At 69.6% G+C, this 19,189-nt stretch carries 11 protein-coding genes; 7 read left to right on the top strand and 4 right to left on the bottom strand.

Annotated elements, in window-relative coordinates; all coding sequences use genetic code 11:
* The 3 genes from ACFXI3_RS26685 to ACFXI3_RS26675 all read right to left on the bottom strand — a co-directional run.
* A partial coding sequence (locus ACFXI3_RS26685) for an amino acid adenylation domain-containing protein (RefSeq protein ID WP_378403052.1) occupies window positions 1-3,519 on the bottom strand: 3,519 nt, incomplete at its 3' end.
* A 75-nt stretch (window positions 3,520-3,594) separates the two neighbouring features.
* Window positions 3,595-4,884, bottom strand: coding sequence for a serine hydrolase domain-containing protein (locus ACFXI3_RS26680; RefSeq protein ID WP_378403050.1), 1,290 nt, complete (start codon window positions 4,882-4,884; stop codon window positions 3,595-3,597).
* Window positions 4,885-5,860: 976 nt separating this feature from the next.
* Window positions 5,861-7,081, bottom strand: a complete 1,221-nt coding sequence (locus ACFXI3_RS26675; RefSeq protein ID WP_378403049.1) for an MFS transporter — start codon at window positions 7,079-7,081, stop codon at window positions 5,861-5,863.
* 790 nt (window positions 7,082-7,871) lie between these two features.
* Between ACFXI3_RS26675 and ACFXI3_RS26670 the strand changes: the two genes are divergently transcribed.
* From ACFXI3_RS26670 to ACFXI3_RS26660, 3 genes are all read left to right on the top strand, one after another.
* Window positions 7,872-9,287 carry an FAD-dependent monooxygenase gene (locus tag ACFXI3_RS26670; RefSeq protein ID WP_378403047.1) on the top strand — a complete coding sequence of 472 codons (1,416 nt, stop codon included), beginning with the start codon at window positions 7,872-7,874 and terminating at the stop codon, window positions 9,285-9,287.
* Between the two features lie 563 nt (window positions 9,288-9,850).
* Window positions 9,851-10,843: an ArsR/SmtB family transcription factor gene (locus ACFXI3_RS26665; RefSeq protein ID WP_378403045.1), complete on the top strand. Its 993-nt coding sequence runs from the start codon at window positions 9,851-9,853 to the stop codon at window positions 10,841-10,843.
* Between the two features lie 558 nt (window positions 10,844-11,401).
* Window positions 11,402-13,651, top strand: a complete 2,250-nt coding sequence (locus ACFXI3_RS26660; protein WP_378403043.1) for a serine/threonine-protein kinase — start codon at window positions 11,402-11,404, stop codon at window positions 13,649-13,651.
* A gap of 5 nt (window positions 13,652-13,656) precedes the next feature.
* On the opposite strand, the gene ACFXI3_RS26655 is transcribed toward ACFXI3_RS26660, so the two are convergent.
* Window positions 13,657-14,595, bottom strand: a complete 939-nt coding sequence (locus ACFXI3_RS26655) for a LysR family transcriptional regulator (RefSeq protein WP_378403041.1) — start codon at window positions 14,593-14,595, stop codon at window positions 13,657-13,659.
* A gap of 81 nt (window positions 14,596-14,676) precedes the next feature.
* On the opposite strand from ACFXI3_RS26655, the gene ACFXI3_RS26650 reads away from it, so the two are divergent.
* From ACFXI3_RS26650 to ACFXI3_RS26635, 4 genes are all read left to right on the top strand, one after another.
* A complete protein-coding gene (locus ACFXI3_RS26650; protein WP_378403039.1) occupies window positions 14,677-15,750 on the top strand; it encodes a tartrate dehydrogenase in 1,074 nt (357 codons plus the stop codon).
* 20 nt (window positions 15,751-15,770) lie between these two features.
* The gene (locus ACFXI3_RS26645; protein ID WP_378403037.1) at window positions 15,771-17,075 is read left to right on the top strand and encodes a 2-hydroxycarboxylate transporter family protein; all 1,305 of its coding nucleotides are present in this window, start codon (window positions 15,771-15,773) and stop codon (window positions 17,073-17,075) included.
* 15 nt (window positions 17,076-17,090) lie between these two features.
* Window positions 17,091-18,176, top strand: coding sequence for a glycerate kinase (locus ACFXI3_RS26640; RefSeq protein WP_378403035.1), 1,086 nt, complete (start codon window positions 17,091-17,093; stop codon window positions 18,174-18,176).
* A 105-nt stretch (window positions 18,177-18,281) separates the two neighbouring features.
* Window positions 18,282-19,172, top strand: a complete 891-nt coding sequence (locus ACFXI3_RS26635; protein WP_378403033.1) for an aminoglycoside phosphotransferase family protein — start codon at window positions 18,282-18,284, stop codon at window positions 19,170-19,172.
* Window positions 19,173-19,189: the final 17 nt, after the last annotated feature.

The raw sequence follows: 19,189 nt of genomic DNA, 5'->3' as shown, positions 1-19,189 counted from the left end.
GGCCAGGTTGTCCGGGCTGAGGTCCGTGAAGGGCTCCTTGAGGGAATCAGATTCCCTCAAGGAGCCCTTCACGACCAGAGACGTTCCTCTGTGGACGGTGACGGCGGTGTCGTGCCAGGTGTCGTCGGTGAGTACCAGCGACACTCCGTCGAGGACGCGGCGCAGGCGATCGGCGGGGGCGCGCAGGTCCAGGGGCAGGTAGGCCGCGCCTGCCTTGAGGATCGCCAGCACGGCCACGACGAGGTCGGCCGAGCGGTCCAGCAGCACGCCGACCCGCTCCTCCGGCCTGATGCCGCGCCGGATCAGGTGCTGCGCGAGCCGGTTCGCCTTCGCCCGCAGCTCTGCGTAGCTCAGGCTGGTGTCGCCGCACACCACCGCTGTGGCGTCTGGACTTTGCTCGGCGCGTCGGTCGAACAGCTCCGGCACCGTGTCGGCCGGTGTGCTCTCCAGCTGGCGTGGAAGCAGGAACCGCCGGTCCTCGGCGGTGAGCAGCGGGAGGTCGCCCACCGGCCGCGACGGGTCGGCGGCGATCCCGGTGAGCAGCACTTCCAGGCTCCGCGCGAGACGTCCGATGGTGGCGGCGTCGAAGAGCGCGGTGGCGTACTCGACGGTGACGCGCAGGCCGTCAGGTCGCGGCCAGAACTCCACGACCAGGTCGAAACGCGCCGAAGGCCGGGGCAGCGTGCATTCACTGACCTGCAGCCCGGCGACCGTTCGTTCCGACACCAGCGGGCGTTGCAGGACCACGACGGCCTGCACCAACGGCGTCCGCGACGGGTCGCGCTCCGGCTGGATCTCCTCCACCACGCGGTCGAACGGGACGTCGCCGTGCGCGAACGCGGCCAGCGCGGTCTCGCGGAACTCCGCCAGGAAGCGGTCGAACGGCTGCGCACCGTCCACTGAGGACCGCAGTACGAGCGTGTTGACGAAGAATCCGGTCAGCGGCTCCAGTTCGGCCCGGTCGCGGCCGGACACCGCTGTGCCGACCGCGATGTCGCGCTGGCCGCTGTACGCAGCCAGGACCGTTTGGACAGCCGCGGTGAGGGTCATGAACAGGGTCGCGCCCTGCGTCCGGCCTGCTTCGGCGACCCGGCGGACCAGGTCAGCGGGCAGGTCGTGCCGGTGCACCGCGCCTGCCGTGGCGCGCTGCGGGGGCCGGGGGCGGTCGGTCGGGAGCGCGAGCGGTTCGAGACCGTCGAGCGTCTCGCGCCAGTAGCCGAGCTGGTCGAGACGTTCGGACGCCAGACGCCACCGGGTGTAGTCCTGGTAGCCGAGCGGCAGCGGAGGCAGGGACTTGCCGCCGTACAGGTCGAGAAGTTCGTCGGTGAGCACGGCGATCGACCGGCCGTCGGTGACGATGTGGTGCTGGCACAAGAGAAGCAGGTGCTCGTCCGCAGCGAGCGGGAACAGCGTGGCTCGGGTCAATGGGCCTGTCCGCAGGTCGAACGGCTCGCTCAATTCGGCCTTCAGGACGTCGTCGTCCGGGGCGGAATCCTCTATTCTCAATGGGATTTCTGCGGTCGGCGCGATCCGCTGCATCCCTTGTCCGGCAACGGATTCGAACGTCGTGCGCAGCGATTCGTGCCGTGCGCACAGAGCGGCCAGCGCGGCGCGCAGAGCTTCGAGATCAAGCGAGCCGGACAGCCGGATCCCGACGCCGGTGTTGTACTCGGTGCTGCCGCCGGTCATTTCGTCGAGGAACCACAATCGCCGCTGCGCCGGGGACAGCGGAAGCAGCTCAGTCGGCGACGCGACCGGGATCGCCTGCTCGGCTCGCGGGCCGTTTTCCAGGAGCAGCGCGAGTTTTTCCACGCTCGGCGCGTCGAACAGCGCCCGTGCGGAGAGATCCGCGCCGAACGTTCGGCGCAAGCGGGACAACGCCTGCACCGCCAGGATCGAATCACCACCCAGGGCGAAAAAATCGTCGTCGACGCCAATCCGGTCCAGGCCCAGCACTTCGGCGAGGATCTCGGCGACCGCGCGTTCGATGTCCGTCCGCGGTTCAGCCCCGGCGTCTGCCGGTTCCGCCGACGGCGCGGGAAGCGCTCTTCGGTCGACCTTTCCGTTGGCGCTCAACGGAAGCGCGTCCAGTACGACAATCGCCGAAGGCACCTGATAGTCCGGCAATACCGCCGCGACAACGGCTTTCAGGTCCTTTCGCGGCGCGTCCGGCACCAGCACGACGTACGCGACCAGACGCTTCGCGCCCGGCCCGTCCGCCCGCGCGACCACCACGGCCTCCGCGACGGTGTCGTCCGCGGCGAGCACGGTCTCGATTTCGCCGAGTTCCACGCGGAAACCGCGGATCTTGACCTGGTCGTCGGTGCGGCCGAGGAATTCCAGCTCGCCCTCGTCGTTCCAGCGGACCACGTCGCCGGTGCGGTACATCCGCTCGCCGGGCACGAGGGGATCGGCGATGAACTTCTCCGCCGTCGCCCCGGGACGCGCCCAGTACCCGCGCGCGAGCCCGGCACCGCCCAGGTGCAGCTCGCCGGGTTCGCCGAGAGCGACCGGATTCAGCACGTCGTCCAGCACGTAGGCGCGGACGTCGTCGAGCGGGCGGCCGATCGGCATCGCCGTCACGTCCGCCGACTGGGCCGCGTGAGCCGTCGCGAAGGTGGTGGTCTCGGTCGGGCCGTACCCGTCGACCACGGTGACGCCGGGGCAGGCGCGCAGCACTCGCCGCACCGCCCCGGCCGGGACGACGTCGCCACCGGTCCAGACCTCTCGCACGCCCTGGAAACAGTCCGGCGCTTCCTGCGCGACGACCCGGAAGAGACCCGCCGTCAGCCAGACCGCGCCGATGCCGTACTGGGAAAGAACTTCGCGGAGGCTCTCGACGTCCAGGTCACCGGGCGGCGCGACCACCACGGTGCCGCCGGTGAGCAACGGCACCCACATTTCGTAGGTCGAGGCGTCGAAGGCGGCCGGCGAGTGCAACAGCACCCGCCGATGCGCGTCCCCCGCGAATCGCCGGTCGGCCGCGAGCGCCGCGACGTCGCGATGCCGGACCGCGACCCCCTTCGGCGTGCCGGTCGACCCGGAGGTGTGCACCAGATACGCCAGGTTGTCCGGATGCACTGCCGCCGAAGGGAAATCCGCTTCCGGCAACGGCCGCCCGAGCACCGCTATCTGTCCACTGTGGATTTCGGCGGCCCGGACCGGGTCGTCGGTCAGCAGCACGGTAACCCCGGCTTCGACCAGCAGCGTCCGCAACCGGCTGTCGGGCGCTCGCCGATCGAGCGGCACGTACGCCCCGCCCGCGGTCACCACGGCCAGTTCCGCGACGATCAGCCCGGCCGACCGCTCCGCCAGCACCCCGACCCGGTCCTCCGCGCGCAGCCCCAGCCGCAGCAGGTACGCCGCGAGCCGCCCCGCCTCGTCGGCCAGTTCGGCGTAGGTCAGCCGGGCCGCACCGTCCACGGCGACGGCGTCCGGGGCCGACCGCGCCTGTGCGGCGAACAGCTCCGGCAGGCCGGCGGTCGCGTCCGTTTCGGCCGGGATGTCTTGGGCGGTCATCGTTTCTCGCTACCTTCCGGGCACACCAAGGGATCCCGCCTGGCGCGGGTGGGGACGAGGAGTTCTGCGGGCCGCTCAGCACCGCCGCGCGAGCCGGCCGCCGATTTCGACGGCGGCCGCCGCGCCGGGTTCGCCGCGGAACCGGCCGCAGGGGGTGGCGCGGCCGGTCGCCGGATCGCGGACGGTGAACGTGCCGTCGGCGTACCGGGTCAGCTCGGGGAAGACGTCGCCGTCCACGTCGAGACACGCGCCGCCGAGCCCGTCCGGCCGGACCGTGTACCCGATGGCGCCGTTGCGGAAACTGCCGAAATCGCCTTCCGGCAGGGGAATCGGGCAGGATTCCGCAACCTGGACGCGGTGCGGCGGGAGGCCGAATTCCGGCAGTTCGCCGACCAGGTCGTGCCAGAGGTCGGTGCCCCCGGCTCCGTTGGCGGTCAGCGCGAGCACGCAGGCGCCTGCCTGGTCGATCCGCAGGTGACACGAGGTGCCGTCGGCCGTCCCGTCGTGTCCGAGCCAGCGGGATTCCTCGTCCCCGAAACAAGCCAGCCCCAGGCCCCAGCCGTCCGCGAGGCCGAACGGTTCCGCGCCCGGCACCGGCCGGTGCAGGTCGCTCGCGGTCACGACGTCGAGCAGCCCCGGTTTGCCGAGGTGGACCCGGCCGAGCGCGACGAGGTCGCGGGCGCTCAGCGCGAGCGCGCCCGCCGGGTCCAGCATCGGCGGCAGCACCTGCGCGAGCGGGCGCTCGCCGTCGCGCGCGTGCCCGGTCGCGACGCCCGGGCTGTCGACGTAGACCGGCTCGATGTCCAAGGGCCGCAACAGGATCGACTCGACGGCCTGGCGCCAGCCCATCCCGGTGACGTCCTCGATCAGCTGGCCGACCAGGGCGTAGCCGAGATTGGAATAGGAGAACGCGGTCCCCGGCTCGCAGACGAACTCCGCGGACCGCACCTCTCTCCGGCAGTTCCCGGCGGCGTCGGCCGGATCGGAAGGAAGCCCGCTGGTGTGGCTCAGCAGCCCCCGCAGGGTCAGCGAAGCGGGCAGCCCGGGGTCGCCGAGGATCTCGCCGACCGGCTGGTCCAGCTCGAGATCCCCGTCGGAGACGAGCACCATCGCCAGCGTCGCGGTCGCCACCTTGGTGATCGAGCCGATCGGCACGCGCGAGCTCTCCCGCATCGGCCGCCCTCGGCTCTCGACACCGGTCTGGACCATTGCGGTCTCGCCGCCGGACCAGACCGCGACCTGCGCTCCCGGCACCCGATGCCGCACGGCCAGCCGCGCGAGCACCGCGGCCAGCCGCTCGGCATTGCCGGCGCCGGGCGCCGGCCGCTGTCTCGGGGGGTCGAATCTTTCTTTCCGGGAGTGCATGACCATGCCCTTTCGAATACTCGCAGGAGCCGCCCGGGGAATTGCCCCCTGCCCGTGCGGCACTAGCCCCAGCAAGCGCGGACGCCACGAAGCACAGACCCGCGCCGGAATCCATACCCTGCCTAGATCGGTTGCGCTCCAGCAACCGCCAAACGAAGGACCCCCGCAAACACCGGTTCGCACCCTGCGTCACACATTGCCGAGAGCATTCTAAAATATGAACAACGGACTCACACCTCGGGGCGAACACAGATAAGCGGAAGATCAGCCTTCGCATTCGGCGGATCTCCGTCCCGCGCACCGCAGCGATTCCGGTTGCGCCGACCAGCGTAAACCCGCGTTTCCCCGCGCCGCCGGAACGGCGATCACCACCAAAGAAGTGGTGCCAACAGCCGTCGCCGTTACCCCGACCGCAGCAACAGCACGGCCGCGGACGCGCCTTCGGCCCTACTACGGGAAAAGATCACCGGCCGCCTTCGCCGATAACGTTCCCGAACAGGTAGCGGGACAAGTCGATCTCAGGGAATCAGAGAATCCGCCCGCTAAACCTCACCCGATCACCGGAAGATTCCGGCAGCTGCCCGCCAAGCGGAATTCCCTGATCCCGGTCCGCCGCGCGAATGGCGCGCCGCGGCAGTAGCGCTTACCGCCGGGCAACCCGCTCTTCCGCTGTTCCAGTCCCGCTCGAGTACGCAGTGGCTCCGCCGATTCCGTCACAAGCACCTCCGCCCGCACAGTCGCCGCCGCCGACCGAAACGTTGCAGCTTCTCCCCGACCAATAGCCGAACAGCGGAACCGCCTTCTTGCCGCCGCGGCGTAAATGCCAGTTGTCGGCAGTCTGCCAATAAGCGGACTATTCCAATAAGGACGGTAAAGGAATCCATGCAGCAGGTTTCCCGATCATTGACCCGCGACCTGTGCGGTTCCGGAATACGTCCACTCAGGACATATCCGTCGCCCTTTCCCACGCGCCCGTTCAGGCGGACGTCTTCCCCGCCCGCATCGCCGAGAGAAGCACCGGCAACGCCGCGGCCAACGCGATCCCCCGCACCGCGCCCGCCACCGGATACGCCGCCCGGATGCCGGCCACGTCCGCGACCAGCCCGCCCGCCAGCGATCCCAGCGGCATCAATCCCCAGCCCAGCATCCGGTAGACACTGTGCACCCGCCCACGCAGTTCCGTCGGCACTGCCTGCTGCCGCAGGCTCACCGTGACCACGCTCCAGAGCGTCGTGGCGAATCCGTTGATCCCCAGCAGGACCCCGAGAACGACCGCGTTCGGACTGATCCCGATCAGCGCGAAGATCACCACGTTGCCGGCCAGGGCGGTCAACAATGCTTGCAGTGCACCGATTTTCGCCACAAGCCGTGCGTTGACCATCCCGCCGGCCACACTCCCGACCGCGGCCCCCGCGAGCAGCACGCCGTAACCGCGCTCGCCGACGTGCAGGATCTGCGTCGCGAGCAGCACGACCGTCACATTGCCGAGCTGGTAGCAGAACGTGTTCACCGCCAGCAGTCCCGCCAGCGTGCGCAACAACCGGTGCCGCCCGAGCCAACGCACTCCCTCCGCCGCCGCGACCCGAATCGGCGGCTGCGCGACCTGCGGCACCCGGCGCCGCGGGAGCGTCGCCAGCAACACGGCGGACACCGCGAACGACGCCGCGTCCACACCGAACGGCAACGCCGCCGCGACCGCGAACAGCAGACTGCCGATCGGCGACCCGACGAACAACTGCCCGGCATTGGCGATCGCGTACTGACTGCCGTTCGCCCGATGCAGCTGCGCCTCGGACACCAGGTCCGGCAACACCGCGAGCGACGCGTTGGAGAACACGACCTCGCACGCGCTCAGCGCGAACCCCATGACCGCCAAGCCCGCGATGTCGATCCGCCCAAGCCAGATCATCGCCGCGCCCACCGCGACGATCGCCGCCTGCGCGGCTTGCGACCGCCACAACAGGCCGACCCGCTCGCGCCGGTCGACGAGCGCGCCCGCGGGAAGGGAGAGCAGGAGCCAGGGCAGGTAGGTCGCCGCTGAGACGACCGAGACCAGCACCGGGTCGCGCGTGATCGTGACGGTCAGCAGCGGAACGGCGGCCGCGAAGATTCCGTCGCCCGCGTTGTCCACCGCCGAGGCCCACCACAGCCGCCAGTACGCGGCGGGGAGTCTGGTTCGGGGTTCGGATTCCTTCATGTGGGCGATGGTTCCGGACTCGAACATGTGTTCGCCATCATGTAGGCTGGGGCTACATCGAAAGTTTCGTGGTGTGCCGTCGTCGTATTTCGGTTGCCGCGGGTTCCTGGGCGCCGCAGACTGACCCGCCGATGCCAAGTCGTGCGCGAATCCCGAATCAGCCCAGCGCGTCCGCCCGCCGACGCGGACGCGCGACGGCTGAACGCACCGCAGCCGGACAGGCGGTCGAACGCGCCGCGGCCGAGCACCACACAGCTGCGCGCCACCCAGCTGCGCCGACAGCGGCTGGTCTGGCAACGGCCCGGCACACCATGTCTGGATGCACGCCAGGGTCGCGCTTCCGGTCTCTGTCGCGCCTCCGCTCCGCGTCCGGACACCCGGCAGTCAACCGCGCTGCCACCGCCGGACGCCCAGCAATCGACCACGCTGCCACCGCCGAACACCGGACACTCAACCCCGCCGCCGCTACCGGACACCCAGCACTCAACCGCCCCGCCACTCCCGGACGCCCAGCACTCGACCCCGCGGCCACTCCCGAACACCCGGCACTCAACCCCTCCGCCACTCCCGAACACCCGGCACTCAACCCCTCCGCCACTCCCGAACACCCAGCACTCAACCCCGCGGCCACTCCCGAACACCCGGCACTCAACCCCGCCGCCCCTACCGAACCCACGGCGCTCAACCGCCCCGCCACTCCCGGGCACCCGGCACTCGACCCCGCCGCCCCTCCCGAACACCCGACACTCAACCCCGCCGCCCCTCAACGAAGCGAACGAACAGGTGGTTCATGATCGACGTCATCATCTCCGGCTGCGGCCCGACCGGCGCGACGCTCGCCGCCGAGCTTCGGCTGCACGGCGTGCGCGTCCTGGTCCTGGAGAAGGAAACCGAGCCGCTCCCGCTGGCCCGCATCGTGAGCCTGCACATCCGCAGCCTCGAACAACTGGCGATGCGCGGCCTGCTGGAGCGTGTCCTCGAACGCGGACGGCAGCGTCCGGTCGGCGGCATCTTCGCCGGCATTCCCAAACCCGCGCCCCAGGACCTCGATTCCGCGTACCTGCTGGGCATCCCGCAGCCCGTCGTCGTCCGCCTGCTCGAAGACCACGCGATCGAACTGGGCGCGGAAGTCCGGCACGGCCGCGCAGTCGTCGCCTTCGAACAGGACGAGGACGGAGTGACCGTCGAACTGACCGACGGCGAACGTCTGCGATCGAAGTACCTAGTCGGCTGCGACGGCGCGCGCAGCACCGTGCGCAAACTGCTCGGCGTCGGCTTCCCCGGCGAACCCTCGCGGACCGAGACCCTGATGGGCGAGATGCCCGCGACCGCGTCTCAGGAGGAGATCACCGCCAAGGTGGCCGAGATCCGCGAGACCGACAAGCGCTTCATGCTGAGCCCAGTGGGCGAGGGCGTCTACCGCGTGGTGATCCCGGCGGCGGGCCTCAGCTCTGAACCGCCCGTTCTCGAGGACTTCAAACACCAACTGCACGCCATCGCCGGAACCGACTTCGGGGTGCACTCCCCACGCTGGCTGTCCCGCTTCGGCGACGCCACCCGCCTGGCCGAGCGGTACCGAATCGGCCGGGTGCTGCTCGCCGGAGACGCCGCGCACATCCACCCGCCCACCGGCGGGCAGGGCCTCAACCTGGGCGTCCAAGACGCGTTCAACCTCGGCTGGAAGCTCGCCGCGCAAGTCCGAGGCTGGGCCCCGGCGACCCTGCTGGACACCTACGAGAACGAACGCCATCCGGTCGCCGCGGACGTCCTCGACAACACCCGCGCCCAAATGGAACTGTCCTCCGCCGACGCGGGACCGCGAGCCGTGCGCAAGCTGCTCGCCGAACTGATGGACTTCGACGAGGTCAACCGCCGCCTGATCGGGAAAATCACCGCGATCGACCTCCGCTACGACTTCGGCGAAGGCCCCGACCTGCTGGGCCGCCGCCTCCCCGACCTCGACCTGAAACAGGGCCGCCTCTACGACCGCCTCCACCAGGGCCGAGGACTGCTGCTGGACCGCACCGAACGACTGAACGCCGAAGGCTGGGCCGACCGAATCGACCTCGCCGCGGACCCCGCAGCGCCCCTGGACGCCCCGGCCGTCCTCCTGCGCCCGGACGGATACGTCGCCTGGATCGGCGAGGACCAGCAGGACCTGAACACCCACCTGACCCGGTGGTTCGGACCGCCCACTGGTGCCTGAGCACCGCACGAGTACCACATAAATGTCGCTCGGGCGCGGCGAAGTTCGGCGGGACTTCGCCGCACCCGGAACAACTGCTGGATCGGTGACGGCCAGAAAGACCTCGACGCTCCCTCTGGCCCGGCAACCCTTTGGACGACCGCCACAGGCCGCCACCCAGACCGGCAAGCCCGCCGCAGAGTTCAGCCAAGCCCTCCCCTTCCGGCTGGACGACCTTTGAGAGGCGCGCCCGCCCAGCCCAACACCGAGCTCGACCAAACTCCCTGCTTCCGGATGGACAACCACCGAGGTCGCACCCGCCCGGACCGCCAACCACCTTCTAGCTCGGCCAGCCCGCCCCTTCCCACCCGGTACCGATCGAGCCGCGACCGTCCCCGCACAGCCCACTCCCCGAGTCGGCGAGCCCGCCGATCCCGACCCGACAACCACCTCCGAACTCGGCCAGCCCGCCCCCTCCCACCCGGCACCGATCGAGCCGCAACCGTCCCCGCACAACCCGCTCCCCGAGTCGGCAAACCCGCCGATCCCACCCCGCCAACCACCGAGTGCCGCATAATCGCGACGTGCCGCTGACCCTCGACCTCAGCACCGACGACCTGGCCGCCACCAGGCTCGCCGTCTCGCCGTTGTCCGAGACCGTCTCCGGGTTGCAGACCCTGGCCGGCTGCTGGGGCCGGACTCGCCACGGGCGGTGGACCCGCTGGGCCGCGAACGAACTCGCCGCCCGGCCGTTGGACCTGGCCTGGACCTGGCCGTTGCTCGTCACCGGCCGGACCAGCTGGCCGCAGTTCCTGCTGCCCGCCCCGGCCCGCGCGGCGAGCACGATCGACGAGGCGCTGGCCGCGATGCGCCAGACCACCGCGAGTCAGGTCCGGCGCAGTCTGCACGGCGTGTTCGGCGACCGTCTGCCCGCCCCCGCCCGGGCGCTCGCCGCCGATCCCGCGGCCGGGCTCCGCGCGATCGCCGCCGAACTCCGCCAGGCACACGACCGCCTGATCGCACCGCACTGGCCCCGGCTGCGCGCCGTCCTCGACGCCGACATCGCCTACCGAGCCAAACAATGGGCCGACGGCGGCGCGGGCCACCTTTTCGCCGACCTGCACACCGAGCTGAACTGGTCCAACAGCCAGCTCACCCTCGACGGCGACCACCGCCCCTCGCCCGGCCGCCCGTCCGGCGGGCTGGTGCTCTCCCCCGTCGTGCTCGGTCCGCCGTGGGTGATGATCAAACTGCACGCCACCACCCAGACCACGATCCGCTACCCGGCCCGAGGCAGCGGTGCATTGTGGACAGCCGCCGAACGCCCTCCCGCCAATCCGGCGGTCCGCTTGCTGGGCCGACGCCGAGCCGCACTGCTGGAGACACTCCGCTCCCCCGCCACGACGACCGACCTCGCCGAGGCCCTGCGCATCTCGCCGAGCGCGGTTTCGCAACACCTCCGAGTCCTGCGCGACTCCGGCCTGATCACCGGGCGACGGTCCGGTCGCACAGTCCTCTATCGGACCACCGAACAGGGAATGCGCCTTCTGGCTCCCGCAGCCGAACCGCGAATGTGAAGCCGGCACAACCGACCCACGCCCGCTCACACCGGCACGGCCTCGCACCGCAACCACCAGCCAGCGATCCGCTACGCACCACCGACCAAGCAACGCGCCTCCTGAACCGCTCAACCGAACCGCGAACGCGACGCCCTCACAACCAACCCACGCTCACTCACCCAGAACTACAAACCACCAACTCGGCCACCTCGCAACGATCCGGCCGCACGCCCCGCTACCGCATAGGAACCGCGCGACGAATCCACATTCGACCCGGCTCCTCGCCCGAGCATCACGGACCTCCCCCAACTCCGCCGAATCACCCGCACCCCCGCGCGAAAGGCGCTCGACGCGCTCACACCGACCATCACGAACATCCCGGCTCCACCAAACACCCGCACCACCGGGCAAGAAGGGCGCCTACCGAACCCCACGGCCAGGCCGAAACCCACCACCCGCCCGCACGCCGTTCCCTCGACCGAGGCACAAATGTGACAACTCCACCCCCGATGCCACATTTCCGGAGTACGATCTCGCCGACCGCGGGCGGCCTCGCGGGGAGGGGAAGCGGCGGGGATGAGCGACACCTGGCAGGTGCCCGGGTTCACCGAGGTCGACGTGCTCGGCGTCGGCGGCTTCGGGCGCGTCGTGCTGGCCAAGCACCAGCAATCCGGCCGCATGGTGGCGATCAAGTACCTCCTCGCGGAATACCTCGCGGACCCCGACATCGCGGCCGGGTTCCGGCGCGAAGCGTGGCTGTTGTCCGGCGTTCGAAGCCCGCATGTGGTGCAGTTGTTCGACTTCGTCGAGACACCGCAGGGCGCGGCGCTGGTGATGGAGGCAGTGCCCGGGGTGTCTTTGCGCGCGCTCCTCGCGACGGAAAACGTTCTCGCCCCGGAATCCGCGCTGGCCATCCTCAAAGGCTCGCTGCTCGGCCTCGCCGACGCGCACGCCGCCGGGGTCGTCCACCGCGACTACAAACCGGGGAACGTGCTGGTGTCGAGGGAAGGCCAGTCGAAACTAGTCGACTTCGGACTGGCCACTTTGGACGGACACAACGGACTGACCGCCGGTTCCCCGTCCTACATGGCCCCTGAGCAGTGGGCCGGGCAACCAGGCCAGCCGGCCACCGACGTGTACGCCGCGACCTGTGTGTTCTACCAATGCATCACCGGGCACCAGCCGTTCGAGGGGGCCACCACCGACGAACTGCGGTCGCTCCACCAGATGGCTCCCGTGCCGCTCGACGCGGTCCCCGAGAAGCTGCGTCCGCTGATCGCGCGCGGCATGGCGAAGGATCCGGCGTGGCGACCGTCCACAGCGGACGCTTTTGTGTCCGAATTGGAGACTGTCGCGCGCAAGGCGTACGGAAAGGACTGGGAGAAACGCGGCTGGAAGCGCCTGGCCGCCTCGGCCGCCGCCCTGACCGCGCTCACCCCGCTGGCTCTCCTGACCACCGCTGGCACGGCCGCCGCGCCGATCGGAGCAGGCACCGGTGCCGTTGCGGCGGGAGTGCCTGCCACCGGCACCGGAGCGGGCGCGACGGCGGTGATCGTCGGCAAGGTCGTCGCCGTTCTGGTGGTCGTCGGCGCGCTGGTCACCGGCGGGATCCTGGTCTTCAATCGCCAGGACGATCCGCCGGCGCCGGCAGCGCTCACGGTGGCGATCCAGACCGACTCCGGCCGCGACCAAGCCCTCCCGATCACCTACAACCTCCAGTATCCGCAAGTGTCCGGCGGCCCGGATGCCGTGCGGAAACGCCTCAACGACGCTCTGCGGGCCCCGATCGACAAGCGCCTGAAGGCCATCCGCGACGCACGGTCCAATCCGGACTGGCAGCAGCAGTTCACCGAAGCCGGGGAAACACCCGCCGCGCGATCGACCGCGCGGATCCTGCTGCAGACCCCGAGCCTGCTTTCCGTTCGCTACGACCATGATCTCGAGTCGAAAGTGCTGTGGCACACGACGTGGCGATTCCCGGAAACCGTCACCGTCGACCTCGGCACCGGGAACCTGATCGGCCCCCAAGAAATGTTCCGACCCGAGGTGCTGACCGCGGCCGGAATGAAAACGCTGACCGACCGCATCGAACCGCACACCAGGAATGGTTTCTGCCAGCTGGCGTCCGTCGACGAAAACGGCCGGAAAACCACCATTGACGCCGCGGACCGGGTCCCGGCACGCGGGCACGTTCCGGAAGCCTCGATCGGATTCACCAAAGCCGGGGCCGAATTCGAAATCCTGTGGTACGACCTCGGCTGCGTCACGGCGGCGGGGAAGGAAACCGTAACCGTTCCGTACGCCGAGATCTCCGATCTGCTGCAGCCGAAGTTCGCGACAATGCTCGGCGCTCCAACAGCTTCCCCGTCACCTACGCCCCCGCCGTCTTCCACGGCGGCCAGCAACACCTACACCAACCCCCGATTCGGTTTCACGACCCGCGTGCCGCAGGGCTACACCGCCGCGCCCTACAGCCCGGACAACGGCGACGGAATGACGTTCACCAACACCACCCTTGACGCGACGCTCACCGTCTGGGGCACCAATTCCGGCGGCCGAACCACCGCAGCCACGCTAGCCGACGCTGCCGCCCAAGCAGAAGCAAATGGCGGCCGCGTGACCTACCGCAAGGACGAAGGCGACCATTATTCGATTTCCGGCTACCAAAGCGACGGCAAGATCTTCTACGAGAGAGGATTCTCCGGAGCCGGGTCGACGGCGGCGCTGCGCTGGGTCTATCCGCGCGAGCACAAAACCGAACTCGACACGCCGGTGAGCGCCGCATTGGACGCCTTCCGCCCCGGCGATCTCTCCCAGCCGCACTGACCCGCTCAAGACACCGCGCCAGCGGGTTCTTCCGGAATCAGCGGCCCGAGCCGCACGGCGAGTTCGCTGGCGAGATAGTCGATAGCCATCCGAGCCCGATGCGGCACCGAATGCGCCGAGGGATAAACCGCGTAAACCGGAGCGTCCGGAGTGGGCACGTCGGCGAGTACTCGCACTAATTCCCCGCTCCGCAGCAGCGGGGCGACATTCCACCATGAACGCATCAACAACCCGTGTCCGGCAAGACACCACTGGGTCGCGATCTCCCCGTCATTGCTGATCATCGCGCCCGGCACCTTGACCGCGGCCTCGTCGCCGTCCGTGCCGAAGCGCCAGATCGCGTAGTCCGAGTCGTTTTCGCGGATGACGATGCAGTCGTGCCCGGGCAAGTCCTGAATGGACTGTGGCGGCGGCCGTTCCCGCAGGTAGCCGGGCGCGGCGCACACCACCCGGCGGTTCGGGTGCAGCAACCGGGCGTGCAGGCTGGAATCCCGTTGCCGCCCGACGCGAATCGCGAAGTCGAACGGCGTTCCCGCGATGTGCAGCGGCAGATGCGACAGCTCCAGGTCGATCTCGACACCGGGGTGCTGCCGCTGGAACTGGCCCAGCAACGGCGCGATGTGCGCGCGCCCGAGCCCGATGGTCGAATGCACCGCGACCCGCCCGCGCACGCCGTGGCGGAGCCTGCCGACTTCGTCCTCCAGGTCGGTGATCTCCGGCAGCAGCCGCGCGACGCCGGCGGCGTAGCGCTCCCCCTCGTCGGTGAGATTCAGCCGGCGCGTGCTGCGCGTGACCAGCTGCACGCCGAGCCGCCGCTCCAGCTGGGTCAGCCGTTTGCTGACCGCCGACGGCGACACGCCCCAGCGGCGCGCGGCCTGCGTCAGCGTCTCCGAACGGGCGATGACGTCGAAGAACTGGAGATCGTCCAGTCCGGGCAGATCCATGCCGCTCCTTTCGCCTGACGCAACAGTGTCGTGCGAGTTCCGGGGTTTTTCCTGGGTTTTGTGCTTCTTACGATACGCATCATGACCACCACCCACCGGATCGCGGTGATCCCCGGCGACGGGATCGGCAAGGAAGTCGTGCCCGAGGGCCTGCGGGCGCTCGCCGCCGCGGCGAAGACTGGCGGCTTCGGCCTCGACCTGGTCGAGTTCGATTTCGCGAGCGCCGACTACTACCTCGAACACGGCAAGATGCTCCCGGACGACTGGTTCGAGCGACTGCGCGACTTCGACGCGCTGTTCTTCGGCGCCGTCGGCTGGCCGGACGCGGTGCCCGACCACGTGTCACTGTGGGGCAGCCTGCTGCAGTTCCGCCGCCGCTTCGACCAGTACGTCTCGCTGCGCCCGGTCCGGCTTTTGCCGGGCGTCGCCAGCCCGCTGGCCGGCCGCAGCCCCGGCGACGTCGATTTCCTCGTCGTGCGGGAGAACACCGAGGGCGAATACTCCAGCATCGGCGGCAAAATCTTCGAGGGCACCGACCGCGAGACGGTGGTGCAGGAAACCGTCATGACGCGCACCGGCGTCGACCGGATCCTCAAGTACGCGTTCGACCTGGCGCGGGCGCGGCCCCGGCAGCGGCTGACGTCGGCCACGAAGAGCAACGGGATCTCGATTTCCATGCCCTACTGGGACGAACGCGTCGAGCGCGTGGCCGAGGGCTATCCGGACGTGGCGACGGACAAGTACCACATCGACATCCTCGCCGCGAACTTCGTGCTGCACCCCGACTGGTTCGACGTCGTCGTGGCCAGCAACCTCTTCGGCGACATCCTGTCCGACCTCGGCCCGGCCTGCACCGGCACGATCGGCGTCGCGCCCAGCGCGAACATCAACCCGGAGCGGACGTTCCCGAGCCTGTTCGAGCCGGTGCACGGCTCCGCGCCGGACATCGCGGGCAAGGGCATCGCCAATCCGGTCGGCCAGATCTGGTGCGCCTCGATGATGCTGGAACACCTCGGCGAACCGGCCGCCGGAGCCGCGGTCCTGCGCGCGATCGAGGACGTTCTCGGCCGCGCCGACGCCCCGCGCACCCCGGACCTCGGCGGAAACGCCACCACCGCCGACCTCGGCATCGCCATCGCCGACGCCATCCGCTGATCCTTTCGCTGGAGAACTCAATGACGAGCACATCCACCGCAGACAGTCCGGCCACCGCGCGGAGAACCTGGAATCCCTTCAAGGCCAAGGTCGGCGGCGTACCGCTGCCCGTGCCGGTGGTCCTCACCGCTCTTGTCGTCGTCGCGGGCGTGGTGCACCGCATCCCGGAGGACATGATCGGCGGGCTGGCGGTGATCACCGGCTTCGGAATGCTGCTCGGCCCGCTCGGCAACCGGCTGCCGATCATCTCCAAAATCGGCGGCGGAGCGTTGCTGTGCTTGATGATTCCGTCAGTACTCGTCTACTTGGGAGTGTTTGACGAGAACATCCTCAACGCCACCGCGGCCTTGATGAAGAAGGCGAACTTCCTCTACTTCGTCATCTCCGCGTTGGTCGTCGGCAGCATCCTGGGCATGCGGCGGACGACAATGCTCAAGGCACTGGTGAAGATCTTCCCGCCGCTCGTCATCGGCACCATCGTCGCTGCCGGGGCCGGAATCGGCGTCGCCATGCTGTTCGGTTATTCATTGCACCGAGCGTTCTTTTTCATCGTCGTACCGATCATCGGCGGCGGCATCGGCGAGGGCGTCGTACCCCTGTCCGCCGGCTACTCGCACGCGCTAGGCGGCGAGCCTTCTTCCTTTGTCGCACAACTGATTCCTGCCGCCGTGATCGGCAACATCGTCGCCATCGTCACCGCTGGTTTGCTTCGCCGGCTGGGCAACCGCCGCCCGCACCTCGACGGCGGCGGCGATCTGGTCAAGCACAACACCACCGCGCTGGAAGAACCGCCCGCCGCCGTGGGGAATTACGGGGCCGGAATCCTGGTCATCTGCAGCACGTTCGTCACCGCCACCCTCTGCGAGCCCGCATTGCATTTGCCAGCCCCGGTTCTCACTATCGTTTTTTCAGTGCTGGCCAAGCTTTCCGGCGTAGTGCCCACCAACGTCGAACAAAGCGCTCGAGCCTGTTACAACCTGGTGGCCGGCCATTTCATCTATCCGGTCATGGTCGGACTCGGCATGCTGTACGTCCCGCTGGCGAGCGTCTTCGGCGTGCTCTCCGCCGGTTTCGTCGCCACCTGCGCCGCGGTGGTGCTCGCGATGGCCGGTTCCGGTTTCCTGGCAGGGAAACTGCTGCGGATGTACCCGGTCGACGCCGCGCTGGTCACCGTGTGCCACAGCGGTCTCGGCGGCACCGGGGACGTCGCCATCCTGTCCGCGTCCGACCGGATGGTGCTCATGCCGTTCGCGCAGATCTCGACCCGCATCGGCGGCGTCGTGACCGTGATCAGCGCGGCGTCGCTCATCCAAGCTTTCCACTGAGTCGCGAGGACGGTCATGAAGGTCTTGCTGGCTCCGGACAAGTTCAAAGGCAGCCTCAGCGCCGCCGAAGTCGCCGCCCATCTGGCCGACGGCCTGGCCGACCGCGGGATCGACAGCCACCCCCTCACACTGGCCGACGGTGGCGACGGCAGTGTCGCCGCCGCTCTGTCCAGCGGCTTCCGTCCGGTGCCGATAACGGTCTCCGGTGCGACCGGACAGCTTCGCCGGTCGGTCCTCGCCTTCGACGGCACCACCGCCGTCGTCGAGGTCGCCAGCACCTGCGGCCTGCAAACTCTGCCGGACGGCCCTGCTCCGCTTTCCGCCTCGAGCCGCGGTTTCGGCGAGGCACTGGGACACGCCATCGAGCTTGGTCCCCGCCGCGTCGTCCTCGCGCTGGGCGGCTCCGCCAGCACCGATGGCGGTGCCGGGATGCTCGCCGCCCTCGGTGCCGTCTTCACCGACCGGCACGGCCGGAGGATGGAAACCCTGAACGGGCGAACACTTCCGGCTGTCGCCGCGATCGACCTGCCGCGCTTGGATGTCGAGATCGTCATCGCCACCGACGTCCGGAACCCCTTGCTGGGCCCGTCCGGTGCGGCGGCGGTGTACGGGCCGCAGAAGGGTGCTGCTCCAGCTGACGTCGCCTACCTCGAAGCTGGTCTGGACCACTTTGTCCAGCTCGCCGATGCCCGTTCTTTGGCCGACACCCCCGGTGCCGGTGCCGCCGGCGGTATCGGCTTCGCCGCCCTCCTGCTGGGCGGAAAGATTGTGTCTGGTGCCGACTTTTTCCTTGACCTGCTGGATTTTCCGACGGTCTTGCGCAGCTGCGACCTGGTCGTGACCGGCGAGGGCCGGATCGACAGCCAGACCGCCGAAGGAAAGCTCGCCGCCGCGGTCGCCCGGCGAAGCGACGGGGTGCCGGTGATCGCAGTGGTCGGACACTCCGTCCTAGCACGGGAGGATGCGGCGGCGCTTGGCCTGTCCGCGGTGCACGCGCTGACTGACTACAGCACCGATCCGGCCGCGGATCCGCGGTTGTCGGGGGAACTTCTTCGGCGGATCGCCCGAACTATCGAACTTCCGGGGCGCGAAAACCGTTAGACGAGCGCCGTCCGGCGTGGTCTGATGAAGACGAACTTCATCGTCGCGCGGACATCCAACCGAGAGACTGGCCTTTTGCCGACAACGCATCCTGCCCCGAATCCGGTGCTGGTCAGGCGCCTCCTGGCCGCTCAATTGCCCGAACTGGCAGGGCTCCCGCTGGCCCGGCTGGACCCGGCCGGGTCGGACAACGTCATCTACCGGCTCGGGACCGAGTTGTCCGTGCGCCTGCCGCGCGGCGAGTGGGCGGCGGGGCAACCGGAGAAGGAAGCCCGGTGGCTCCCCCGGCTCGCGCCGCGCCTGCCGTTGGCGATTCCCGAGCCGATCGCGCTCGGATCGCCGGGCGAAGGCTATCCATGGCACTGGTCCGTGTCGCGCTGGCTGCCGGGTTCGCCACCGGACATCGGCGGGCTCCCCTACCCGGACCAGACCGCAGCCGAACTGGCGCGCTTCGTGGCGGCTCTCCACCGGATCCCCGCCGACGCCGCGCTCGCCCCGGGGCCGCACAACGGTTTCATCGGCGCACCGCTTGCCCGCCGGGACGCCGAAACCCGGGTCGCGATCGCCGAGACCGCCGACGTTTTCGACAGCTCCGCCCACACCGCGATCTGGGACGCCGCACTCGCGGCACCGCCGTGGCCGCATCCGCCAGTGTGGGTGCACGGCGACCTGCATCCGGGCAACCTGCTGATGGCCGACGGGCGGGTCAGCGCCGTCCTCGACTTCGGCGGACTCGGCGTCGGCGATCCGGCGTGCGACGCGCTGATCGCATGGACTCTCCTCCCGGCTTCGGCACGCGAGATCTTCCGCGCCGAGTCGGGCTTCGACGAGGACACGTGGACTCGCGGGCGCGGCTACGCGCTGTGCACCGGGCTCAACGCCTACACCGCTTACGCGGCAACGAATCCCCGGGTGGCGGCGAGCACGCGACACCAGATCACCGAGACGGTCGCGGACTTCCAGCGCGACGGATTCCGTACCGCAGCTCCCCGATAACCGACAAATCCGGCGCG

Source organism: Amycolatopsis sp. NPDC059235, assembly GCF_042754125.1.
GTDB lineage: Bacteria > Actinomycetota > Actinomycetes > Mycobacteriales > Pseudonocardiaceae > Amycolatopsis > Amycolatopsis albidoflava.
Note: the sequence above shows the minus strand (reverse complement) of the source record. Positions and strands in the feature narration are given on the sequence as shown.

What these genes read in the sequence shown, in the direction of transcription:
- ACFXI3_RS26680 (WP_378403050.1), bottom strand. Translation starts at nt 4,884, where the DNA reads ATGCACTCCCGGAAAGAAAGATTCGACCCCCCGAGACAGCGGCCGGCG.
- ACFXI3_RS26675 (WP_378403049.1), bottom strand. Translation starts at nt 7,081, where the DNA reads ATGAAGGAATCCGAACCCCGAACCAGACTCCCCGCCGCGTACTGGCGG.
- ACFXI3_RS26670 (WP_378403047.1), top strand. Translation starts at nt 7,872, where the DNA reads ATGATCGACGTCATCATCTCCGGCTGCGGCCCGACCGGCGCGACGCTC.
- ACFXI3_RS26660 (WP_378403043.1), top strand. Translation starts at nt 11,402, where the DNA reads ATGAGCGACACCTGGCAGGTGCCCGGGTTCACCGAGGTCGACGTGCTC.
- ACFXI3_RS26655 (WP_378403041.1), bottom strand. Translation starts at nt 14,595, where the DNA reads ATGGATCTGCCCGGACTGGACGATCTCCAGTTCTTCGACGTCATCGCC.
- ACFXI3_RS26650 (WP_378403039.1), top strand. Translation starts at nt 14,677, where the DNA reads ATGACCACCACCCACCGGATCGCGGTGATCCCCGGCGACGGGATCGGC.
- ACFXI3_RS26645 (WP_378403037.1), top strand. Translation starts at nt 15,771, where the DNA reads ATGACGAGCACATCCACCGCAGACAGTCCGGCCACCGCGCGGAGAACC.
- ACFXI3_RS26640 (WP_378403035.1), top strand. Translation starts at nt 17,091, where the DNA reads ATGAAGGTCTTGCTGGCTCCGGACAAGTTCAAAGGCAGCCTCAGCGCC.